Source organism: Mobiluncus curtisii subsp. curtisii ATCC 35241 (assembly GCF_000146285.1).
Classification (GTDB): Bacteria; Actinomycetota; Actinomycetes; order Actinomycetales; family Actinomycetaceae; genus Mobiluncus; species Mobiluncus curtisii.
On sequence record NZ_GL385912.1, the window covers coordinates 39,429 to 60,989 of the forward strand.

The 21,561-nt window shown below is 55.7% G+C and carries 19 protein-coding genes; 14 read left to right on the forward strand and 5 right to left on the reverse strand.

What is annotated here, in order from left to right:
* Window positions 1–14: 14 nt before the first annotated feature.
* From HMPREF0574_RS00195 to HMPREF0574_RS00205, 3 genes are all read right to left on the reverse strand, one after another.
* Entirely contained in the window at window positions 15–806 is a 792-nt protein-coding gene (locus HMPREF0574_RS00195; protein WP_004006635.1) for an amino acid ABC transporter ATP-binding protein, read from the reverse strand.
* 1 nt (window position 807) lies between these two features.
* On the reverse strand, window positions 808–1,461 hold the full coding sequence (locus HMPREF0574_RS00200; protein WP_004006636.1) for an amino acid ABC transporter permease: 654 nt from the start codon (window positions 1,459–1,461) through the stop codon (window positions 808–810).
* Between the two features lie 87 nt (window positions 1,462–1,548).
* Window positions 1,549–2,376, reverse strand: a complete 828-nt coding sequence (locus HMPREF0574_RS00205; protein ID WP_036324790.1) for an amino acid ABC transporter substrate-binding protein — start codon at window positions 2,374–2,376, stop codon at window positions 1,549–1,551.
* Between the two features lie 216 nt (window positions 2,377–2,592).
* Between HMPREF0574_RS00205 and ftsZ the strand changes: the two genes are divergently transcribed.
* From ftsZ to HMPREF0574_RS00275, 14 genes are all read left to right on the forward strand, one after another.
* On the forward strand, window positions 2,593–4,122 hold the full coding sequence (gene ftsZ / locus HMPREF0574_RS00210; protein WP_004006638.1) for a cell division protein FtsZ: 1,530 nt from the start codon (window positions 2,593–2,595) through the stop codon (window positions 4,120–4,122).
* Between the two features lie 221 nt (window positions 4,123–4,343).
* Complete coding sequence (locus HMPREF0574_RS00215) at window positions 4,344–4,796, forward strand: cell division protein SepF (RefSeq protein WP_004006639.1); 453 nt, start codon at window positions 4,344–4,346, stop codon at window positions 4,794–4,796.
* Between the two features lie 104 nt (window positions 4,797–4,900).
* Window positions 4,901–5,200, forward strand: a complete 300-nt coding sequence (locus HMPREF0574_RS00220; RefSeq protein ID WP_004006640.1) for a YggT family protein — start codon at window positions 4,901–4,903, stop codon at window positions 5,198–5,200.
* Window positions 5,201–5,390: 190 nt separating this feature from the next.
* The gene (locus HMPREF0574_RS00225; RefSeq protein WP_036325002.1) at window positions 5,391–5,978 is read left to right on the forward strand and encodes a DivIVA domain-containing protein; all 588 of its coding nucleotides are present in this window, start codon (window positions 5,391–5,393) and stop codon (window positions 5,976–5,978) included.
* A 1-nt stretch (window position 5,979) separates the two neighbouring features.
* The gene (locus HMPREF0574_RS00230; protein ID WP_004006642.1) at window positions 5,980–6,603 is read left to right on the forward strand and encodes a signal peptidase II; all 624 of its coding nucleotides are present in this window, start codon (window positions 5,980–5,982) and stop codon (window positions 6,601–6,603) included.
* The gene (locus HMPREF0574_RS00235) at window positions 6,600–7,514 is read left to right on the forward strand and encodes an RluA family pseudouridine synthase (protein ID WP_004006643.1); all 915 of its coding nucleotides are present in this window, start codon (window positions 6,600–6,602) and stop codon (window positions 7,512–7,514) included. Before HMPREF0574_RS00230 ends, HMPREF0574_RS00235 begins: the two co-directional genes overlap by 4 nt.
* An 85-nt stretch (window positions 7,515–7,599) precedes the next feature.
* Complete coding sequence (dnaE, locus tag HMPREF0574_RS00240) at window positions 7,600–11,277, forward strand: DNA polymerase III subunit alpha (RefSeq protein WP_004006644.1); 3,678 nt, start codon at window positions 7,600–7,602, stop codon at window positions 11,275–11,277.
* A gap of 126 nt (window positions 11,278–11,403) precedes the next feature.
* Complete coding sequence (hisD, locus tag HMPREF0574_RS00245; protein ID WP_036324793.1) at window positions 11,404–12,735, forward strand: histidinol dehydrogenase; 1,332 nt, start codon at window positions 11,404–11,406, stop codon at window positions 12,733–12,735.
* Window positions 12,736–13,875 carry a histidinol-phosphate transaminase gene (locus tag HMPREF0574_RS00250; RefSeq protein ID WP_004006646.1) on the forward strand — a complete coding sequence of 380 codons (1,140 nt, stop codon included), beginning with the start codon at window positions 12,736–12,738 and terminating at the stop codon, window positions 13,873–13,875.
* Complete coding sequence (hisB, locus tag HMPREF0574_RS00255) at window positions 13,872–14,486, forward strand: imidazoleglycerol-phosphate dehydratase HisB (protein ID WP_004006647.1); 615 nt, start codon at window positions 13,872–13,874, stop codon at window positions 14,484–14,486. Before HMPREF0574_RS00250 ends, hisB begins: the two co-directional genes overlap by 4 nt.
* An 18-nt stretch (window positions 14,487–14,504) precedes the next feature.
* Complete coding sequence (locus HMPREF0574_RS00260) at window positions 14,505–15,290, forward strand: hypothetical protein (RefSeq protein WP_004006648.1); 786 nt, start codon at window positions 14,505–14,507, stop codon at window positions 15,288–15,290.
* The gene (gene hisH, locus HMPREF0574_RS00265) at window positions 15,287–15,940 is read left to right on the forward strand and encodes an imidazole glycerol phosphate synthase subunit HisH (RefSeq protein ID WP_004006649.1); all 654 of its coding nucleotides are present in this window, start codon (window positions 15,287–15,289) and stop codon (window positions 15,938–15,940) included. The genes HMPREF0574_RS00260 and hisH overlap by 4 nt, the downstream gene beginning before the upstream one ends.
* A gap of 39 nt (window positions 15,941–15,979) precedes the next feature.
* Window positions 15,980–16,714, forward strand: a complete 735-nt coding sequence (locus HMPREF0574_RS00270) for a HisA/HisF-related TIM barrel protein (RefSeq protein WP_004006650.1) — start codon at window positions 15,980–15,982, stop codon at window positions 16,712–16,714.
* Between the two features lie 36 nt (window positions 16,715–16,750).
* The gene (locus tag HMPREF0574_RS00275) at window positions 16,751–17,470 is read left to right on the forward strand and encodes a hypothetical protein (protein ID WP_004006651.1); all 720 of its coding nucleotides are present in this window, start codon (window positions 16,751–16,753) and stop codon (window positions 17,468–17,470) included.
* Window positions 17,471–17,593: 123 nt separating this feature from the next.
* Here HMPREF0574_RS00275 and HMPREF0574_RS00280 read toward each other — a convergent pair whose 3' ends face one another.
* The gene (locus HMPREF0574_RS00280) at window positions 17,594–18,658 is read right to left on the reverse strand and encodes a hypothetical protein (protein WP_004006652.1); all 1,065 of its coding nucleotides are present in this window, start codon (window positions 18,656–18,658) and stop codon (window positions 17,594–17,596) included.
* A 2-nt stretch (window positions 18,659–18,660) separates the two neighbouring features.
* Complete coding sequence (locus HMPREF0574_RS00285; RefSeq protein WP_004006653.1) at window positions 18,661–21,357, reverse strand: sodium-translocating pyrophosphatase; 2,697 nt, start codon at window positions 21,355–21,357, stop codon at window positions 18,661–18,663.
* Window positions 21,358–21,561 lie beyond the last annotated feature (204 nt).

Sequence of the window (21,561 nt, forward strand, 5' to 3'; positions counted from 1 at the left end):
CGGCGAAGGCACCGTTACCGTGGCTGCTCGCCCTGCAGCTTGTGCAGGAATTGGCGAGTCCGTTCCTGAGTAGGGTGGTGAATGAGCTGTTCCGCGGGACCCTCTTCCAACACGGTGCCGCCGTCCATGAAAACGGCACGGTCCGCAACTTGGGCGGCGAACTCCATCTCGTGAGTGACGATGACCATAGTCATTCGTTCGTCAGCCAGAGAGCGGATAATAGCCAAGATTTCGCCGGTGAGCTCAGGATCTAGCGCGGAAGTTGGTTCGTCAAAATACAGCATCCGCGGCTTCAATGCGAGCGCCCGAGCGATGGCCACGCGCTGCTTTTGACCTCCGCTCAGCTCAGAGGGGTAAGCATTGCCTTTATCTCCCAAGTTCATACGTTCCAAGAGCTGGTGGGCTTCGGCGCGAACCTCGGTCGGATTGCGATGCTGCACTTTAATCGGGGCATCGGTGAGGTTGCGCATGACATTCCAGTGGGGGAACAGGTTGAAGTTCTGGAACACCAGCCCGTAATCATGCCGGAACCGTTTCTCGTCGCCACTCGAGGTTTTTTCACCATTTTTCATGCTCAGGGCGGTTTCTCCGAAGTACGCGATGCTTCCGGAATCCATGCGATCCAGGAACGTGGCGCAACGCAGTAAGGTGGACTTGCCCGAACCGGAAGGACCCAGAATCGCCAGGACCTCACCCTGCTCGACCTGTATGCAGACCCCCTTCAGGACTTCCAGGTTGCCGAAGCTCTTGTGCATGTCTTTGATGGATAGTGCGGTGCTCATTTTTTCCTGCTTTGCTGGTGACATCTCAGATTTGGTATTTGCTGACGCGTTTTTCCAACTTGTTCATGGTCACAGCCACCACCATGTTAAAGACGTAATAGAAAATCCCGGCAGCGACGAAAGGTGCCATCGAGGCGGTGGTGGAGGCATATTCCCTGGCAATGGAAAACATTTCCAGGAAAGAAATGACTTGGGCCAGGGAAGTGTCCTTGACCAGGGTGATGACTTCGTTGGTGATTGAAGGCAGTACCGTGCGAAACATTTGGGGCAGCTTGATGGTGTAGAAAGTGCGCTGCTGGGAGTACCCCAGTACAAACGCCGCTTCAGTTTGCCCCTGGGGGATAGCTTGGAAACCGCCACGATAGATTTCGGCAAAATAGGCTGCGTAGTTGACGGAAAAAGCGATGATGGCTGCCCAGAAGTTGTATGACGCACTGATAGGCACTTTGAACAGGTAATACGGTCCGAAATACACGACCATGAGCTGCAGCATCAGGGGAGTGCCGCGCATAATCGAGATATAGAACTGCACTATCCAGTTCAGGGGTTTAAACGGAACCACGCGTCCGGCATACACCAGCAATCCCAAGGGAAGGGAAAGTATCAGGGTCAGCGCGAACAGAATCACGGTGCGACCAAAGCCCAGGGTCAGTTCAGGAAGGAAAGTCCACTCGTTCATATTGCATTCTCAAGCCGAGGAGTTTGCGGTGCCGTTGGTTACGGTACCTAGGAAATCGCGGCACCACAAACTCACTTTTGCATACGTTTACTTGTTGATAACGGCTTTTTCTAAGCCGTATTTCTGGGCGAGTTCCATGAACTTGCCGTCTGCTTTCATCTGGTCCAGGGTGGTTTGTACCTGGTCACGCAAGGCTTTATTGCCGAGTTTGAAGCCTATGCCGTACTGTTCGGTTTGCACCGGTTTTTCCATAATGGTGTACATGCCCTTTTGTCGTGTCTCCAGTTGGTAGTTGGCGACTCCAAGGTCCACGACTACCGCATCGGCAGCTCCCGCTTCCAAACTCATGAATGCGTTGTTGTAGTCGGGAACTTTGTTGAGGGTCTTAAACGAAGCGAGCAATTCCTTGTTCGATTCGTCCTCGAGGGCTGCTAAACCGGATGAATCAGCTTGCACAATGACGGTCTTGCCTGCCAGGTCTGCAGCGTCTTTCAGGTTGTCGGCGCTGCGCGTTACAAAGACGATGGAGTTATCCACATAAGGCTTTGACCAAGTGTATTTGTCCTCGCGGCCGTTCATGGTGAAACCGTTCCACAAGCAGTCCACTGAACCTGATGAGAGCTGCATATCTTTGGAATCCCAGTCGATAGGTTTCTTTTCTAGGGTCCAGTGGTTGCGCTTCGCTACTTCGGTCGCTAAATCCATGTCAAAACCGGTATATTCCCCGGTTTTTTCGTCTTTGTAACCGTAAGGGGGAAAGTTTGCGTCGAAGCCGACCACAAACTTGTCGCCGGCGCTTTTCGCCACATTGTCACCCGCGTTACCGGCATTGTTACTTGCCGCACCGCCGCAACCAGCTAAAGAAAAAGCCAGGGCTAAACCCGCTGCTACGCTGACAATTTTTTTGAAGACCATTGTTTTTCCTTTAGATAGTGAAAAAGTTGTTTTTGTCTTTTGCAGTCTAACAGTGCGGTCGCCGGGAATTAAACCGTGACGGAAATTTGTGTAATTCCAAAACACGCCGAAGCGCATCCCGGTTAATCGCATAACACTCACTAAATTTCTGGCGTCAAAAAGGCGGCGTTACTTTAACCCTTAAGTTCAAGGTTAAGGTTGGAAGGGGAAACCATTATGGAACCAGCACCACTGGCAGTCATCCGTGTCGTAGGCGTCGGGGGTGGCGGTGTCAACGCGGTGAACCGAATGATTGAATCAAATCTGCGTGGCGTGGAGTTCATCGCGATTAACACCGACGCACAGGCACTGCTCATGTCAGACGCGGACGTCAAACTTGAGATTGGCAGAGAGTCCACACGCGGATTGGGCGCGGGAGCTGATCCGGAAGTTGGCAAAGCTGCCGCAACTGCTCACGAGGACGATATTCGTGAGGTGCTGCGCGACTCTAACATGGTTTTTGTCACCGCTGGAGAAGGCGGTGGCACCGGTACAGGGGCGGCACCGATTGTGGCAGGTATCGCTCGCGAGCTCGGGGCTTTGACCATTGGTGTGGTCACCCGACCTTTCCAGTTTGAGGGGCGTCGTCGGGAACAGCAAGCTGATCGAGGCATCGAGGCACTGCGCGAACAAGTCGATGCCCTCATCGTGATTCCGAACCAGCGTCTGTTGGAATCCACGGAGGAGAACCTCTCGGTTTTGGAGGCTTTCCGTGCCGCTGACCAGGTCTTGCAATCGTCCGTGCAAGGCATTACCGAAATCATCACTATCCCGGGCACTATCAACGTTGACTTTGCCGATGTAACCACCACCTTGAAAGACGCCAAGACCGCTCTGATGGGCATCGGGACGGCTACCGGTCCGGACCGCGCACGCGTTTCGGTTGATATGGCAATCTCTTCACCGCTGTTAGAAAGCTCTATGGACGGCGCTGACCGCGTACTTATTTTCTTCCAAGGCGGAACAGACATGGGTATGCAAGAAATGAACGATGCTGCCGAGATGGTTCGTGAACTCGCCGATCAGGACGCTAACGTCATTATCGGCTACGCCCCGAACGAAGAATTTGCCGATGAGATTAAAGTGACGGTTATCGCCGCGGGGTTTGGAAGTAAGGACGCGGCTGCAGCTTCTGCGCGGGTCGTCCAGACTTCTGCTGTTTCCCGCACCGCAGCGCGTCCCGCCCCGGCTGTACCGAGTGCTAAGCCGGCGGTGCCAACTCGGAATAGTGAACCGAGTGAGCCTCGTCCCGCGCCCCAGCCTAGTGCAGAAACTCCCGCAGCCCCGCAACCCGCCCCGGCACCTGTTGCCGCCCCGGCGCCGGCTGAGCCCGCTGCAGAGAAAGAAGAAATTCTTGACGGAATAGAAGCCCGGCTGGCACAGCATCGCCATGAGCCGGCAGCGAAAGTCCCGGAGCTGAAAGCGCCGAAATTCCCTGCGGGAACCGAAGCGGTGGGCAGCTTGCGTCCCAAAGCAGAGCAACACAAACCCGATATTAAACTCACCAGTTTGAACGGAATTCCTGACGCGAAACACGAGCCTCTGGCTGTCACCTCCGGGATTCGTCCGGTATCTCCCGATGCGGCAAGTGTGCCGGACTATGTGGACTCCTCGCGTGAACAGCGGGCTCCGGCACTGCGCCTGGAACACGTATTCGATGATATTGCGGGAGACGATGAGCTCGACATACCGGACTTCTTGAAATAAATCTGCCGTGCGCAGGCGGTAATACTGGCGCGGCTGAAAACTTTTTCCTATCTCCCAATAAAAGCCGTTCCCGTCGTTGACTACCAGTCAGCGACGGGGCGGTTTTTGCATTTTCTCGCTTCGATTGGCGACACTCCGTAAAAATTCCCCAATAAACACCGGTTATCGCGTAACCTCGTTCCAGTTGTCTAAAAATACAATCGAGACCTAGGGGAGAAAATATGGGGCTGGCGTTGCGTAACGTTTTAGAGAAAGTCGGTTTGCGGGAACCCGACGTCGATGATTACGAAGACGAGGAATTTATCGAAGACGAGACTCCTTTGGGCGAGCTGCACGAATTCCCCGGTTCTACAGAATCTGAAGCTGCGCCGGAAGCTCCGGTGGAGGCTCCAGTCGTCACTATTGACCGGATTAAGACCGCCAAGCCCACGACGTATTCCGATGCCAAAGAGATTGGCGATTACCTGCGCGATAACGTTCCAGTCATCCTCAATCTTGCTTATCTTTCGGTCAAGGAAGCGCAGCGTATGGTTGATTTTGCATCCGGTCTGACTTATGGTCTGCGCGGTTCTTTCGAGGAAGTTGGCACCCGAGTGTTCTTGCTTTCTCCCCAGAACCTTAAAACTATCGAGGACACACCAAAATCCTCGACTTCTCTGTTGCAAACTTTGTGACCACCAGTCTCCTTCCATCCTGAGGTTCCCCCGTCGCGTCCCCGTGGCGGGGGAACCTCAATCTGTTCGGTCTGCGACTCTCAGGTAGGATGTGTGCTGTGAGTATGGTGCAATTGCTGGGTCTGGTCATTTATTACGTGATAAATGTTTATGTTTTTATACTGATTTTGCGGGTAGTTCTGGACTGGGTACAGATTCTGGCCAGAGACTGGCGTCCCCGGGGAATTATTTTGGTGTTAGCTAACTTGATTTATGCCCTGACGGATCCGCCGGTACGCTTCTTTGGGCGCTTAATCCCCCCGCTACGCATTGGCGGATTGGCTCTTGACATGGGATTTATGGTGCTTTTCATATTGCTGTTCGTGGTGCAGAGGGTGGCAGTCAGTATTGTTTTTATGGTTTAGTTGCCACGTTTTGGCTTTTGACGGTCCGCGGAATTAGCAAATTTCCCCCTTTTCGGAGTAAGTTTTAAACCTCAGTATTCACACAAGTAACAAAAAATGTGTAACAATGTCTTTTGTACAAAACGTGCGAATGCCCAAGAGGTTTTGGAAATCGGGGCGCAAGCCCCCTGACACGGACGAGGTGACGAATATGGCGTTGCTCACCACAGATGACATCGTCAACAAGAAGTTTCAGCCCACGAAATTCCGCGAAGGCTATGACCAAGATGAAGTGGACGATTTCTTGGACGAGGTGGTGAATACCCTCGATACCCTGACTAAAGAGCGTGACTCGCTCCGGGTTGAGCTGGATGAAGCAAACCGCAAGATTGCTGAACTGAGCAACGGCGTGGCGCCGGTGGCGGAAACAGTTTCCGAACCGGCTGTTCCGGAACCTGCCCCGGTGGCAGAACCCGCTCCGGCTACGGGCGAGGTTCCCGAGTCGACTTCTGCTGTCTCCATGCTGGATATGGCGCAGCGCCTGCACGACGAATACGTGCAAGACGGTCAAAAGAAGGGCGAAGAGATTATTGCCGATGCCCGCGTCGAAGCTGATCGCATCGTTGCCGAGGCGGAGCAAGAACATACCCGGGTACTGACTCAGTTGGAGCAGGAGCGTGGCATGTTGGAGCGCAAGATTGAAGAGCTCAAGACTTTCGAATCCGAATACCGCTCCAAGATGAGTTCTTTCCTGGAAGGTATTCTTTCGGACTTGGCGAACTCTGCCCCGACCAACTAAATTGGCGCTCGCAATCAAACTTGCCCCGCAGTCAACGTGGCACCCTTTCCGGGTCTCACGTTGGCTGCTGGTCATTTTTATCGGATTGATTATTGGTGCGGTTGACCAAGTCACGAAGGCTCTGGCGGTTAACTTGCTGCCCTACGACGGAACTGCATTGCCCTTGCTTGGCTCTTGGGTTACCTTGCACGTGACGCACAATTCCGGGGCAGCATTGTCGTTGCTCGATTCGGCCACAATAGTTGTCACGGTGTTGAGTTGCCTTTTGACTCTCGTTTTACTCGTGCTGGCGTTGATGACCCCCAATAGTATCTGGGCTGGCGTTTTAGCGGTCATTGCCGGTGGTGGGTTGAGCAATATCGTGGATCGGGGGCGCGGCAACCCGTGGGGAACCGGTGCGGTCATTGACTTTATTGACTACTTTGGGTGGTTTGTAGGTAATGTGGCCGACATCTTCGTGGTTGTCGGGGTTGCAGTGGTGTTCGTATTGATGTTGCGAGGCATGCCGCTGGGTGTGGTGTGGTTGCGGCGTGCAGACGTCGCAGCGGCCCTTGAAAGCGGAAAATCCGTCCAGGGCAAGCACGGTGTTTACATTTTCTTAGACGAAGCAAAGGACGCCTTGTGAGTCGCCTGTTGCCCGTTCCAGAAGGGTTGGCGGGGTTGCGGGCTGACGTTGGTCTGTCGCGGCTGCTGGGGCTGTCACGAGCAAAAACAGGAGCCTTGTTAGAATCCGGAGCGGTCATACAAGACGGGGAAACTCTCAAAAAATCCGATCAACTCGCTGCCGGCAATCTGCTGGAAATCGATATTCCCGAGCCTACTGGCTACGTTCCCGAAGCCACCCGCGTGGATAATTTGGGAATTTTATATGCCGATGATGATTTGGTGGTGGTGGACAAGCCAGCCGGGGTCGCCGCCCATACCGGTCCCGGTTGGGAGGGTCCCACAGTAGTCGGTGCGCTTAGAGCTGCGGGGATTCGGGTGTCGACCTCCGGTCCAGTGGAACGTGAAGGAATCGTGCATCGTCTGGACGCGGGAACCTCGGGAGCGATGGTCGTCGCTAAATCAGAACTCGCCTACGGCAAACTGAAAAACGAGTTTCGCTATCACCGGGTCGAAAAAATTTATACCGCCCTCGCCACGGGAAAGGTGAAACCCCCGGTAGGAACCATTGATGCTCCTATTGGGCGGGCGCCGGGGCGCGAGTTTAAGATGGCGGTAGTCTCCGGGGGAAAGCCCGCGGTAACGCACTATGACATCATCGAGGAGCTTCCGGGCGCAACCCTGTTGAAAGTCCAGCTGGAGACGGGGAGAACCCACCAGATTCGCGTGCATCTCGCGGCTATCGGACATCCCTTGGTGGGAGACACGGAATACGGGGCGGATCGGAAGACAGCCGCCCGGCTGGGTCTGGAGCGGCAATGGCTGCACGCCAGTAGGCTGGCGTTTAAGCATCCGCGAACCGGGCTAGAAGTCGCAGTGCAGGCTCCGTTACCAGCTGATTTAGCGACTGCTGTAGAGCTTTTGCGCCAATAATCAAACTGGAATCTGCGAGCCACATCCTCACCGGAGAGACTGGGACCTTTCAGGTTCGGCGTGCAAAATCGACTAAGATTAATCCATGCCTAGTTCCGAATTCGTCCACCTTCACGTCCACACTGATTACTCGATTTTGGATGGGGCAGCAAAGATTAAGCGGCTGGTTGCTAAAGCGGTAGAAAACCAGCAGAAAGCCGTGGCGATTACCGACCACGGTTACCTATTCGGGGCTTTTGAGTTTTATCAAGAATGCCGTAACGCCGGAATCAAACCCATTATTGGTTTGGAAGCTTATGTCACGCCGGGAACTTCGCGTTTTGACACCACGCGGGTGCAGTGGGGGACTTTGGAACAGCAAAAGGCCGGTGATGACGTGTCCGCTCGTGGCGCCTACACGCATATGACACTGCTGTCCCACACGACTGAGGGGATGCACAACCTGTTTCGGCTCGGTTCTTATGCCTCCCTGGACGGTCAGATGGGGAAATGGCCGCGGGCTGACCGGGAACTGTTGGAGCGCTATCACGAGGGACTCATCGGCACAGCAGGATGTCCCTCTGGAGAGGTCCAGACGCGGCTGCGTTTGGGGCAGTATCAGGAAGCCGTGCGTGCCGCCGGGGAACTGCAAGATATTTTTGGCAAAGACTATTTCTATGTGGAACTGATGGATCACGGGTTGTCCATCGAAAACCGTGTGCGGAAAGACCTGCTGCGCTTAGCTCGAGAAATCAACGCACCCATCATCGCAACCAACGACTCACACTATGTTTATAAGGAAGACCGGGAGATTCAGGATGCCATGCTGTGCATCAACTCCGGGGATCGTCTGTCTAACCCGGATCGGTTCCGCTTTGACGGTACGGATTATTATCTGCGCCCCAGCGAGGAAATGCATGAGCTGTTTGCGGAAATCCCCGAAGCCCTAGATAACACCCTGTTGATTGCGGAACAGTGCAATGTCGAATTTCCAGACGTGAAAGAGGGCACCTTCATGCCGGTGTTCCCGGTACCTGCCGGGGAAGATGAAGTGTCCTGGTTTATCAAGGAAGTCGAACGCGGTTTACAGTATCGTTTCCCAAATGGCATTTCTGAAGAAGTCAGGAAACGTGCCGACTACGAAGTCGAGATTATTGTGCAGATGGGATTCCCGTCGTACTTCCTGATTGTTTCAGACTACATTCAGTGGGCCAAAGACAACGGGATTAGAGTCGGACCGGGGCGTGGCTCCGGCGCAGGTTCCATGGTTGCCTATGCGATGCGCATCACGGACCTGGATCCCATCAAGCACGGGCTGTTGTTTGAACGTTTCCTCAATCCCGAGCGGGTGTCCATGCCGGATATCGACGTGGACTTTGACGACCGCCGTCGTCAGGACGTAATCGACTACGTGACCCGTAAATACGGCAAGGACAAAGTGTCCCAGGTCGTGACCTACGGCACGATTAAATCGAAACAAGCACTTAAAGACGCGGCGCGGATTTCGGGCGCGGATTTCTCAAAAGGGGAGAAACTCACCAAGGCAATGCCACCGGCGGTCATGGGCAAGGATATTCCCCTGTCAGGCATGTATAACCCGCAACATCCGCGTTACAAAGAAGCCGAAGAGTTCCGCAAAGTCGTGGCGGAGGATCCCTTTAATCGCCAAATTTTCGACCTGGCAGCCGGGGTGGAAGGCATGGTTCGCCAGTGGGGGGTACACGCCTGCGCGGTCATCATGTCTCGAGAAACCTTGACTGACGTCATTCCCATGATGAAACGCCCGCAAGACGGAGCCATGATTACCCAGTTCGACTACCCGACTTGTGAGCACCTCGGTCTGCTTAAGATGGACTTCCTGGGACTAAAGAACCTCACCATTATTTCCGACGCCCTGGACAACATCAAGATTAACGGCAAGACTCCTCCCGATTTGGAACGCTTGGACGTCGATGACAAGGCGACTTATGAACTGTTGTCCACCGGAGAGACCCTGGGCGTGTTCCAGCTCGATGGTGGGGGAATGCGCACCCTGCTGAAGCAGCTGCGACCCACCGAGTTCGATGATATTTCCGCTCTGGTGGCACTGTATCGACCCGGACCGATGGGCGCGAATTCCCACACGAACTATGCATTTCGGAAAAACGGACTGCAAAAGATTGAGCCAATTCATAGTGAGCTGGAAGAACCCCTCAAGGATATCCTTGGCTATACGTACGGTCTGATTATCTACCAAGAACAGGTCATGGCTATCGCCCAAAAGGTCGCCGGGTTCACCCTGGGGCAGGCTGATATTTTGCGTAAAGCCATGGGGAAAAAGAAAAAAGACGTCCTGGACAAGCAATACGTGAAGTTCCACGATGGAATGATTGAGCACGGTTATTCCGAGGATTGTTGTGAAACCCTGTGGGGAATCCTGGTGCCCTTCGCCGACTACGCATTTAACAAATCCCACTCCGCGGCATACGGGCTGATTGCATACTGGACCGCCTATCTAAAGGCAAACTTCCCGACCGAGTATATGGCGGCGGTGCTGACCACCCAGACGGATAAAGACAAACTGGGGATGTACCTGAACGAGGTGCGCCGCATGGGAATCAAGGTCTTGCCTCCCGATGTGAACCAGTCTTACGGGGTTTTTGCACCTGATGGAAATGACATTCGTTTCGGACTGGCCTCAATCCGTAACGTTGGTGAAAACGTGGTGGCAGAAATCATCAAAGCACGCCAAGAAAAAGGTGCCTACACGTCCTTTTCCGATTTCCTGAAAAAGGTTCCGGCGGAAGTCTGCAATAAGCGCACCATCGGTTCACTGATTAAGGCTGGAGCTTTTGATGCTTTCGGGGCGCCGCGCAGCGCTCTCACCGCGATTCATGAGCAGGCAGTGGAAGCTGTGGTGTCCACGAAACGGCAAGAGTCCAACGGGCAGTTCGACCTGTTCGCTGCCCTCGAGATGGAGGGGACAGAGTCCCCGGACAATCTGTTAGGTTCAGCCAGTATCGATATTCCGGATATTTCTGAGTGGCCCAAAAACGAACTGCTCGCTTTTGAACGTGAAATGTTGGGCATGTATGTCTCGGATCATCCGCTGTCAGGCATGAATCGGGTGTTGGAAGGCTTGGCTGAAGACCGGATTGTTGATCTGACTTCGGACGAGGGGAAAGGCAACGATTCCCCGGTTAAGATTGCCGGTCTGGTGACCGCGGTAAATGTTAAAATTTCCAAACGGTCTGGACAGCAATGGGCGATTGCCAAAATCGAAGACATGACCGGTTCCGTGGAAGTGTTGTTCTTTGCGAAAACCTATGAAAACATTGCCGGTGACCTGGTCCAGGATAATATCGTGGTGGTCGGCGGACGGCTGCGCCGCGAGGATGAATCTGTCTCGATTTATGCCAGTGACCTGAGCGTACCCAAGATGTCGCTCCATCTGGATCACTTGGATGAGGTTGAGTTATTGCTTCCTGCCGAGCGCTGCACGAAAGAAAACATGCGTGCCTTTGGGGCTCTGCTGGAACGTTTTCCCGGTCAGGCTCCGGTACGTTTACATATCCTGGAGGAAGGGGAACTCCAAGTTTTGGATTTGGGACCCGAACGCCGGGTTAACGCCGGTCCGGACTTCCTGGGCGAGCTGCGTGCCATGCTGGGATATGACTCGATTATCACACCGGGAACTAACCCCTTGGAATCCAACGCGGCAGCTGAACTGGCTGAACTTGATGCGGTCGCGGCAGATGCGTCTCCGGAGTGCCCGGAGGCAACTTTGTTCGATACCGGCAGCTAGACGAGCTTTCCTAACGGGTTTCCGGTTAATCCCTGTGGTCGCTTTTCATCAGGCAGATGGGTGGGCTTCGTGAGCTGGGCTGGCGGGGTTTTCGACCCTAGTCAGTTAGCGGTTAAGATGAATAGTGTGTTTAACTTATTGGATTTTTCAAAAGAAGACGTTGATGCTGCAGTGCTGCGCGAGCGCCTTCCACGGGCAGCCCTCGACGTAGAGCAGGCTGTGGCGGCGGTAACGCCCCTGATTGAAGCGGTGCGTCGGGAAGGCGCCAAAGCCTTGCGAGACCAAGCCGAGCAGTTCGACCGGGTCCGCCCGCGCCTGTTACGAGTTCCAGAGACTCAAATTGACCGCGCCTTGCAGGAACTGGATCCGGCGCTGCGCGAAGCGATTGAAACTTCCATTGCCAATAACCGCAAAGGTCACGAGGCACAGTTGCCCCACCCGGTCGTCACCGAGATTATTCCCGGCGGCACCGTTACGCAACGCTGGATTCCGGTGCGGCGCGTGGGACTGTACGTTCCGGGCGGGCTGGCAGTCTATCCCAGCTCGGTCATCATGAATGTGGTGGCAGCACAAGTGGCGGGGGTGGACCAGATTGCTCTGGCCTCCCCGGCACAGCGGGCTTTCGACGGCTCGGTACACCCGACCGTGCTGGCGACCTGCGCCTTATTAGGAGTGCGTGAAGTCTATGCCATGGGCGGGGCAGGCGCGATTGGTGCATTTGCCTACGGTGCGAGGGGAGAGAACGCAGATGACGGTCAGGTTCTGGTGGAGCCTGTGGACGTCGTTACCGGTCCGGGCAATATCTATGTCGCGGCGGCGAAACGTGTGGTATCCAGCGTCTGCGGTATCGACGCCGAAGCCGGTACCACCGAGATTGCCATCATCGCGGATAGCAGCGCCACTCCGAAATTTGTTGCTGCAGATTTAATCAGCCAAGCCGAACACGACCCCGCAGCCGCCTCGGTCCTGATTACCGACTCGACCGAACTTGTGACCCAGGTGCGCGCCGAACTGGAACGCCAAATTCCCCAACGCGACCACCACGAACGCATCGTCACTGCCCTATCCGGACCGCAATCGGGCGCTATCCTCACTCGGGATATTGAACAATCCATTGCCGTGGCAAACGCGTACGGCGCTGAACACCTAGAGATTCAAACCGCTGATGCTCGTGAGGTGGCAGCAAAAATTCACAATGCGGGGGCAATCTTTGTCGGTGACTACACCCCGGTGCCCCTGGGGGACTACCTAGCAGGCTCCAACCACGTCTTGCCCACCGGAGGCACGGCCTCCCACGCTTCGGGACTGAACGTGATGGCATTCTTAAAATCCGTGCAACAGATTGAATACACCCAGCAAGCTGCGGATGCGCTGACCGACCGCCTGGTGGTATTCAGTCATGCCGAGGACCTGGAAGGTCACGGAGCGTCCCTGCTGGCACGTCGGGAAGGCAAGTAAATGAGTGCCTCAGATGCCCGTGCCATGACTGAGTGCTCGATTCAACTGCCCGTGCGGACGGACCTGGTCGGGCTAGAACCCTACGGGGCGCCCCAGTTGCAGGTGCCGGTGGCTATCAATGTGAACGAAAACCCCTATCCGGTGCCAGCTCCGGTGATAGAGGCGATAACCACGGCGGTGCGGGAGGTAGCAGGCAACTTAAACCGTTATCCCGACCGGGATTTTCCGGAACTACGCCTTGCTTTGAGCGATTATTTGGAGCGGGAATCCGCGGTGCGAGTGGCTCCCGAGTGGATATGGGCTGCCAATGGTTCTAACGAGGTCATGCATCATTTGTTTAGCGCTTTTGGAGGACCGGGACATCCGGCGCTGTCGTCCTCACCCACGTACTCGATGTATCCCGAATATGCTCGCAACACCCTGACCGAGCTGCTGGACGTGCCGCGGCGGGAGGACTTTTCCGTGGACGTGGTCGCGTTGAAGCAAACCGTAGACCACGCACACCCGGCGTTGCTGGTGCTGGCTTCTCCCAACAATCCTACGGGTACTCACCTGAGCTCCGCGGACGTGGCTGAAATCTTGAACTTTACCCGTACCAGTGGACCGCAGGGGAGCGCGACCCTGGTGGTCATTGACGAAGCCTACGGGGAGTTTCGCCGCGACGGGGTGCCTTCCGCTCTGGAACTGTTGGCGGCGCACCCGCACCTGGTAGTGTCCAGGACCATGTCTAAGGCTTTCGCGATGGCTGGTTTGCGACTGGGATACCTGGCGGCTCATCCGCAGATTATTTCCCAGCTCATGCTGGTGCGATTGCCCTATCATCTGTCGGCTCTGACCCAAGCGGCAGCTCTGGCAGCGCTGTCTCGGGCAGATTTGTTGCAAGCCCAGGTGGCAAAGATGCGCCACACTCGCGACTGGATGGTGCAAACTCTGCGAGGAATGGGTTTGACCGTGGCAGAATCGGATACGAACTTTGTTTTCTTTGGAAAGTTCGGCAATCGTCAAAAAGTCTGGCAAGATTTACTTGACCGTGGCGTGTTGATTCGCGTAGTCGGACCCGATGGCTGGCTGCGAGCCAGCGTGGGCACTGAGGAGGAAACTGAGGCGTTTCTTTCCGCCCTGAAGGAGATATTGCAATGAACGAAACTCGGACCCCCAGGGTGGCGGAGATCACGCGGGCAACGTCGGAATCACGGGTAAAGGTGCGGGTGAACCTGGACGGTACCGGTCAAGCCAACATTCACACGACGGTGCCGTTTTATGACCATATGCTCACCGCTTTGGCACGTCATTCCCTGATTGATTTGGACATTGAAGCTTCCGGGGACACTGATATTGATGTCCATCACACAGTGGAAGATACGGCTATTGTTTTGGGGCAGGCTTTGCGTGAAGCGTTGGGGGACAAGGCGGGTATCCGCCGTTTCGGTGACGCTTGCGTGCCCTTGGACGAAGCTCTGGCTCACGCGGTGGTGGATTTGGCGGGACGCCCTTACGTCGTCTGCGAAGGAGAACCGGAAGGTCAGCAGTATCACCTGATTGGCGGACACTTTACAGGTTCGCTGACCTATCACGTGTTTGAATCTCTGGCGCTAAATGCCGGGATATGCCTGCATTTGCGCCTGCTGGCGGGACGGGACCCGCACCATATCGTAGAGGCCCAATTTAAGGCTTTGGCACGGGCGTTAAAGGTCGCAGTGGAATATGATCCGCGAGTGGTAGGTGTCCCCTCCACCAAAGGAACTCTGTAACATCAGGGAAGGCTAGTGATGAGTGAACCGCAAGAACCCCGAAAACCTGAGGACAACAGGCAGGATTCCGCCGATCAGCAAGCCTATGATGCTGAGTTTGCTGACCTCATCGCAAAATTGGGAGATGTTGACTTTGAACCGGAGTCCGCGGTTTCCAGTCAGGACGAACAGCTGGATTTACCCGAGGAATCAGAGCCTCCGCTGGTGAATCGGCAAGCTACTGCATGTTTTCTGACCCCGGTGGCTTCGGCGGAAGCCTTGGGGGCACTGTGCGCTTTGAGCGGTATCTCTGCGGTTGTGGTGCCCACAGAAGCCGGAGCGATGGTGGTACAAAACCTGGAGCTGACCGAGGAACAGTGGGGCATGGCGCTGCTGGTCGAAAGTCTAAATGAACTCGACTCAGACTTGGACACAGTCGCGTCCACGCTGACGGAGATTATTCGGATGCCCGTGGTGGTGTTGTCTGCGCTGTTGGCTCCCGGTACCGAACAAGAGCCCGGCGTGACCGGTCAGGTTTTGGCGGGTCGTTGGGTCAATCAGGCTTTTGAGTCAGATTTGCCGGCGGGGCTGGTTATTGCACAAATGCCAATCGTGATTGAGGAATTAGTGCTGGGTCGGGTTAATCCGGCGGAGGTGGACGGGGCGGTAGATACCGTCGATATTCCCCGCTGGAAAGCTTTGCGGATGTTGGGCAGAGGCATTAAAAACTCTCGTGAAGAACGCCGGCGCCAACGTGGACAGACAGATTCTCACGATGACGCGATGGGGGACACGGACGCAGCAGGGCGGGGGGACGCCTCATGATTGCTCCCCAAGTCGTCGTGCTGGATCACGGATATGGCAATGTTCTTTCCGTTGCGCACGCCCTGGAGCGGGCAGGGGCACGGGTGTCTCTCTCGGCTGACCCGATGGAAGTTGCCCACGCAGACGGTTTGGTGGTTCCTGGAGTGGGGGCATTCGCGGCGGTGATGCGGTCCCTGCAGGCCTCTCGTGCTCCCCAGATGATTGAGCGTCGTCTCGCCGGAGGTCGCCCGGTACTGGGCATCTGCGTCGGGTTGCAGGTCATGTTTGAAAGCGGCGACGAAAACGGGGAAGTGACTGAAGGCTTGGGCGAATGGCCCGGAATGGTGACGGCTCTGCCCGCAGCGCGTTTACCACATATGGGCTGGTCAAAAGTGCACGTCCCGGCGCAGTCGCAGCTGTTGGCGGGGCTTGACGGGCAGAGGTTCTATTTTGTGCACTCTTATGCTTGCCCCAGCGACCCCGCCGCAGCCTTAGGGACAGACGAGGAATCGCGGCGACTGTTCCGCCCTCCGCTGGTGTCTTGGGCGCATTACGGAGCCGACTTCGTGGCAGCAGTGGAAAACCGAGCCTTGTGCGCCACTCAATTCCACCCGGAAAAGTCCGGACCAGCCGGGGCGCGCGTGTTCGCAAACTGGTTAGAGATGCTCTAGTGGTGGCGGGTCGTGAATCGACCCTGGAAAGGACGCTCAATGACACAATTAGTGCTGTTACCAGCAATTGACTTGGTTGACGGAAAAGCGACCCGGCTGACCGAGGGTAAAGCCGGAACCGAAAAAGTTTACGGCGAGCCCGCACAAGTCGCGGCGGAGTTCCTCGCTGCCGGAGCGCAGTGGCTGCACCTAGTCGACCTGGATGCCGCTTTCGGGCGGGGCTCCAACGCCGACCTGGTGGAGTCGCTGGTGAAAACCTATCCGGGCTTGAATATTGAGGTCAGTGGGGGATTACGTGACGATGACTCGCTGTGCCGCATGCTCGATGCGGGAGCGGCGCGGGTAAACCTGGGTACTGCTGCAATCGAAAATCCCGAGTGGTGCGCCACGGTCATTGAGCGGTTTGGGCAGCGCATCGCAATCGGTTTAGACGTGCGCGGCGAACGGGTGTATGGTCGCGGCTGGGTCAGTGAAGGACCACTGCTGGACCAGATTGTGCGGGATTTGGACGCTTTGGGGTGCGCCCGTTACGTGGTGACGGACGTGTCGAAAGACGGCACTTTGACTGGACCGAACCTGGAGCTGCTGGCTCTCGTGTGTCAATCCAGCCCGGCAAAAGTCGTGGCGAGCGGGGGAGTGTGTGCTCTGCGCGACCTGCAGACCCTGCGGGATTTGGCTGTCAAACACCCCAACTTGGAGGGGGTCATCGTTGGTAAAGCCATCTATGAGCGACGTTTCACGGTTGCTGAAGCCTTGGCGAACCTGGCGGACTGACGCAGTGAGGTTCTGTTTGAAAGCGCGGCAGCATACATGAAACACCTGGCGAGCAATCCCTTTGCGTCGGATTGTGGTGATTTGCTGCCCGGAACCCAGCGCGCCCTGGAACTTGCCGCGGTCAAAGACGTGGGGGCAGCGCAGGCTGAACTGTTTTCAGCGCTGCAAACGGAGCGTCTCATTGTGGAGGCGCCCGTGGCGGTCTCCGGAAGCTGTGAATCACCGACCTTTGCGGGTGTTTATGCCCCCTACGGGTCGGCCTTGCCGGTGTATTCCAGCGCCACGCGTTTCGCGGAGCTAACGAACCCGGAAGACCGACCGTTGCTGGTCAATCCCGCACGAATCGCCTTGGCAGCGCTGGCTACTGAAGGATTTATATGGCTGGATGCCCCGGTAATACTAGGTAGCGCTACTCAGACCAAGCCGCTGGCGAAAAATCCGGAGTGGATTCACGCCTATGCTCCGAGCATCATGCTGGGACCACCCGCGTTGAATGCCCTAGCCAGCGGCGACAACTGGCTCCCCGCCTGGGAAGATGCCGAACTTGCGACACTGCTCTATTCACTGTCAGCCCATACAGGCGTCAAAATCGAGACCATCGCGGCCGGTCCGGCAGGGGGACTGGTCGTTACAGTCCGCACCCCCGACGACCTAGATGCCGCGAAACTTGCCGTCAAACGGTTCCACAAATCCCTTCTGCGTTCGCCAGAAGTCTCCCCTCGCGCTACTTACGTGCAACTCCTTCCCGTGCGCTGACGACCTCCGCGCTGGCTATCCCTGCGCTCGGTGACGCGACGTTACCGGGTGTGAGCGGGAAGACTGGTGGATCTGACACGGGACGCTAGCGCTGCCACCGCCCCACCGCCCTTGTGAAAGGCATTAAGCGTGGGGAATATCGCCCAACCAGTCAGCAACGTGTTGAATCAAGGCTTCGTCAAAAACATCATCCGAGTGGTGTTCGCCAATCCACTTCTGAATCGAACCACCGGCTGCCGCGTCCATCTGTTTCCGAGCCTCCGCAGGCTTAACCAGGACCTGCCACAGCATGTTCTTGGCTTCTTCCACCGAGTGATAAAAAAATGGGTAGTCTGCCGGCACCAAGGCGTGAGCCCATTCGAGGTCAGGAAAGACGCCGATGACTCCCGCCCCCAAGGCTTCCACGTATTCGATGCCGTAAGATTCTTCCTCAGTGGTCGCCAGGAAAGCGGTCGTATGCGCCAAAGCCTCCCAATAGGACTGGCGCGTGGCTGTCAGGGGTCCCACCCAAATCCAGTCACGATGGGAAAACTTCATGGCGGCTTCGCTGACCAGGTGGGTTTCGTGCAAACGCATCTCGACCCGCAGCGGAATCTGGCGGTGTACCCAGTTGACCACGTCCAAGAAAATATCCGGGCGCTTCTTTGCCGAAAGATAAATCGAGGGGTAGAGCACGACCGGAATCTCCGTCTCTACCCGCGGACGGACATGAGCCAGACGGAACCCCAGGTTTACCCACCCCAGCTGCATCTGTTCATGCAGCGGTTTCACAGTCCATTTTTCTGCCATCTCCCGGACTTCCATAGCGGTGCGTTCCGAGTTCGCAAAAGTGGGGAACAGGGCACAGGACAGAGCCATGGAGGCAATGCCTTCTACCGTCGTCAATTCGCGCGGAGACCACCACATGAAGTTCATGATGTGCGGTTTCGTCGCTCCGGCATTGTGCATTTTTTGCCACAGTCGCGGTGAATCAATGACATCCATATTGATAACCGCCGTGTCAGTCGGGTCGAGCATCTCGAGGGGAGCCACACTGAAGTTTTCGGCGCGCCGGGCGGGACCGCCTATCAGGATGGAGTCGGGGAAGTTACGCAAAACCCGTCGCACCAGAGTGTCGCCGGCAGAATGCCCAGACACCCGCCCGGCTTCGTCAACTTGGGCATTTTCCCACTTGATTGCCAATTTCATGGTTATTCCCCTTTCTGTTCCGCAGTCCGGTCGGATGGCTGCGGGGAATCGCTTTGCGATGGCTCTGCCGTTAATTCGAGGTCGGGAACGTGTTTCAGAAGGTCGGTGTCTGACGGTGATGCCTCGAGGATTTCGTCCAGCGCGGCCGCGTCGATGGGGGCTTCAATGCCTCCAGGGCGAGGAATCGCCTTGAATGAGGAACGGGCGACCCGATTCTTAACACTGGGAATCCCGTTCAACTCAGTGTCAACCGGAGGTTCATGATCATGCATAGCGTCCCGAGAGGCCCCGCGGATACGCATCTGATAGAAACTGCACCACACAAAGTAGGCTGAAGCCACAAAAAAGACCCCAGCTAGGATATGCACCAGCCGTGCCTGACCCTGGTTCGTCAGACTCACTGCCAATTCCACTGCCAACAGACCAAACAGGGTGGTGAATTTGATAATCGGGTTGAGAGCTACCGAGGACGTGTCCTTGAACGGATCGCCGACCGTATCACCGACGATAGTCGCATCGTGCAGTTCGGTGCCCTTCATATGCAAATCGACTTCCACGACCTTTTTCGCGTTGTCCCAAGCCCCGCCGGCATTAGCCATAAATATGGCTTGGTACAAACCAAAAATAGCGATGGAAATCAGGTAGCCGATGAAAAAGAACGGCTCGGCAAAGGCGAAAGACAGCGTGGCAAAGAACACTGCCAGGAAGATAAGCAGCATCCCCTGCTGAGCGTACTGTGTACAAATTTCTACCACCGCGCGGCTGTCTTTTTCGGAGGCTCGTTCGCTGCTGGCATCAAGGTGGATATTATCTTTGATAAACGCCACGGCGCGGTTTGCCCCGGTCGTTACCGCCTGGATAGAGGCCCCGGAGAACCAGTAAATGACGGCACCTCCGGTAATCAACCCCAGCAGGAAAGGAGCGTGCAGCAGGGAGAGATTGCCCACGGCTTGTGTGTCCTGCAAACGATTCGTGAGGGTCATGATGATAGAGAAAATCATGGTGGTGGCGCCCACTACGGCGGTGCCGATGAGAACCGGCTTTGCCGTGGCTTTAAACGTGTTGCCCGCCCCGTCATTGTCCTCCAGCATGAGTTTCGCGGTGTCCCATGCGGGCTTAATAGTGAAGTCTGCCATCAGCTCGGCTTCGATGTTCTCGACCGATTCGATACGCGAGAGTTCATAGACAGATTGGGCATTGTCAGTGACAGGACCGTAAGAGTCCACGGCGATGGTTACCGGACCCATCCCCAAGAAACCAAAAGCTACCAGTCCAAAAGCGAACACTGCCGGAGCTGCCATCAGGGATTGCGGTATCAGCAGGGAAATCAGGAAGGCAATTCCCATCAAACCCACTATCGTCATCCCCAGCCAGTACCCGGACATATTGCCGGAAACCATGCCGGACAAAATGTTTAGCGAGGCACCGCCCTCACGAGAAGATTTCACCGTTTCCCGCACGAAACGCGCTTTGGTAGAGGTAAATACTTTCACAAGTTCAGGAATCAATGCCCCCGCGAGGGTCCCGCAGGTAATGATGGTCGCCAGTTTCAGCCACAGGTGGCTGCCTTGCTCACCCAGTACAAAGAAAGTCACCAGGAAAATCAATACGATGCATAGCATCGAAGTCAGCCAGACCAGTGTCGTCAAGGGGGTCTCAAAGTTCATGCGTTTCGCGTCTCCGTAACGCCCTTTGACCCACAGGGCATTGAGGGCGTACGCCAGTGCCGCACCCAGAATCATTGCCGCGCGCACCGTAAAAATCCACACCAGCAACAGCGCCTGAATGGAAGTGTCGGGGACTGCCAGGATGACGTAAGTTACCAGGGCTACACCGGTGACTCCGTAAGTTTCAAAGCCGTCAGCGGAAGGTCCCACCGAATCTCCGGCATTGTCCCCGGTGCAGTCTGCGATAACCCCAGGGTTACGCGGGTCGTCCTCGTCAATTTTGAACACAATCTTCATGAGGTCCGCGCCAATATCGGCAATCTTGGTAAAGATACCCCCGGCGATACGCAGGGCGGACGCTCCCAGGGACTCCCCGATGGCAAAACCGATGAAGCACGAACCTGCCACGTCAGCGGGCAGAAACACCAGAATAACCAGCATCATGAACAGTTCGAGGGAAATCAGCACGGTCCCGATGGACATCCCGGCCTGCAGCGGAATCTGGTGGACAGGGTAGGGCTTGCCGCGCAGCGAGGCAAAAGCCGCCCGGGCGTTAGCAAAAGTGTTGACCCGAATGCCAAACCAGGCAACGGCAAACGATCCGCCCATCCCCAACAGGCTGAACAACACCACAATTCCGACTTTACCCCAGCTAAATCCCACCAGTACCTTGTAGTAAATGAGAATGATTACCGTGATGAAAGCCCACAGCAGCAACAGGAATTTGCCTTGCTTCACCAGGTAGGCTTTGCAAGTGGAGTAAATGAGTTCCGCTACTTCTAGCATGGATTGATGCACTGGTAGGCTGCGGAGTTTAAAAAACGTCACGATTCCAAATGCCAGACCTGCCAGGCACACTATCATGCCAAAGATTAGCAAGCTGGTACCGGCTATGCCGTGAACGTTAGCGAGGGACAAATCGGGAAGCACCAGGTTTGCCTCCCCGCCGCCGGGTCCGTCGCCTGGTTTTGCGCTGATTAGCGGGAATACCCCTGTCGGGCTTGCATCCAGAACCTTTAAGCTAGGAATCATTGGTCAGCCTCGTTTCCATAGGTCGTTACCTTGTTTGTAATTTTAGGAGGTATTTCCGGTATTTTGGGGGATTCTAAGAGGAAGCTTTGATTACGTCTGACAAAGCCGACTCCGTCGGTCTCATAATTGCCCTTAACAACCAATTGTCATTACTTAATGTCGTGGGTGAAATGGCTGATGGCACACTTATTCAGGATAATCAAA

Excerpts from the sequence above, each read along its gene's own strand:
- HMPREF0574_RS00280 (WP_004006652.1), bottom strand. The coding sequence starts at position 18,658 with ATGAAATTGGCAATCAAGTGGGAAAATGCCCAAGTTGACGAAGCCGGG.
- dnaE (WP_004006644.1), top strand. The coding sequence starts at position 7,600 with ATGCCTAGTTCCGAATTCGTCCACCTTCACGTCCACACTGATTACTCG.
- HMPREF0574_RS00250 (WP_004006646.1), top strand. The coding sequence starts at position 12,736 with ATGAGTGCCTCAGATGCCCGTGCCATGACTGAGTGCTCGATTCAACTG.
- HMPREF0574_RS00200 (WP_004006636.1), bottom strand. The coding sequence starts at position 1,461 with ATGAACGAGTGGACTTTCCTTCCTGAACTGACCCTGGGCTTTGGTCGC.
- hisH (WP_004006649.1), top strand. The coding sequence starts at position 15,287 with ATGATTGCTCCCCAAGTCGTCGTGCTGGATCACGGATATGGCAATGTT.
- HMPREF0574_RS00215 (WP_004006639.1), top strand. The coding sequence starts at position 4,344 with ATGGGGCTGGCGTTGCGTAACGTTTTAGAGAAAGTCGGTTTGCGGGAA.
- hisB (WP_004006647.1), top strand. The coding sequence starts at position 13,872 with ATGAACGAAACTCGGACCCCCAGGGTGGCGGAGATCACGCGGGCAACG.
- HMPREF0574_RS00205 (WP_036324790.1), bottom strand. The coding sequence starts at position 2,376 with ATGGTCTTCAAAAAAATTGTCAGCGTAGCAGCGGGTTTAGCCCTGGCT.
- HMPREF0574_RS00225 (WP_036325002.1), top strand. The coding sequence starts at position 5,391 with ATGGCGTTGCTCACCACAGATGACATCGTCAACAAGAAGTTTCAGCCC.
- HMPREF0574_RS00285 (WP_004006653.1), bottom strand. The coding sequence starts at position 21,357 with ATGATTCCTAGCTTAAAGGTTCTGGATGCAAGCCCGACAGGGGTATTC.
- HMPREF0574_RS00220 (WP_004006640.1), top strand. The coding sequence starts at position 4,901 with ATGGTGCAATTGCTGGGTCTGGTCATTTATTACGTGATAAATGTTTAT.
- ftsZ (WP_004006638.1), top strand. The coding sequence starts at position 2,593 with ATGGAACCAGCACCACTGGCAGTCATCCGTGTCGTAGGCGTCGGGGGT.
- HMPREF0574_RS00260 (WP_004006648.1), top strand. The coding sequence starts at position 14,505 with ATGAGTGAACCGCAAGAACCCCGAAAACCTGAGGACAACAGGCAGGAT.
- HMPREF0574_RS00270 (WP_004006650.1), top strand. The coding sequence starts at position 15,980 with ATGACACAATTAGTGCTGTTACCAGCAATTGACTTGGTTGACGGAAAA.
- HMPREF0574_RS00275 (WP_004006651.1), top strand. The coding sequence starts at position 16,751 with ATGAAACACCTGGCGAGCAATCCCTTTGCGTCGGATTGTGGTGATTTG.
- HMPREF0574_RS00195 (WP_004006635.1), bottom strand. The coding sequence starts at position 806 with ATGTCACCAGCAAAGCAGGAAAAAATGAGCACCGCACTATCCATCAAA.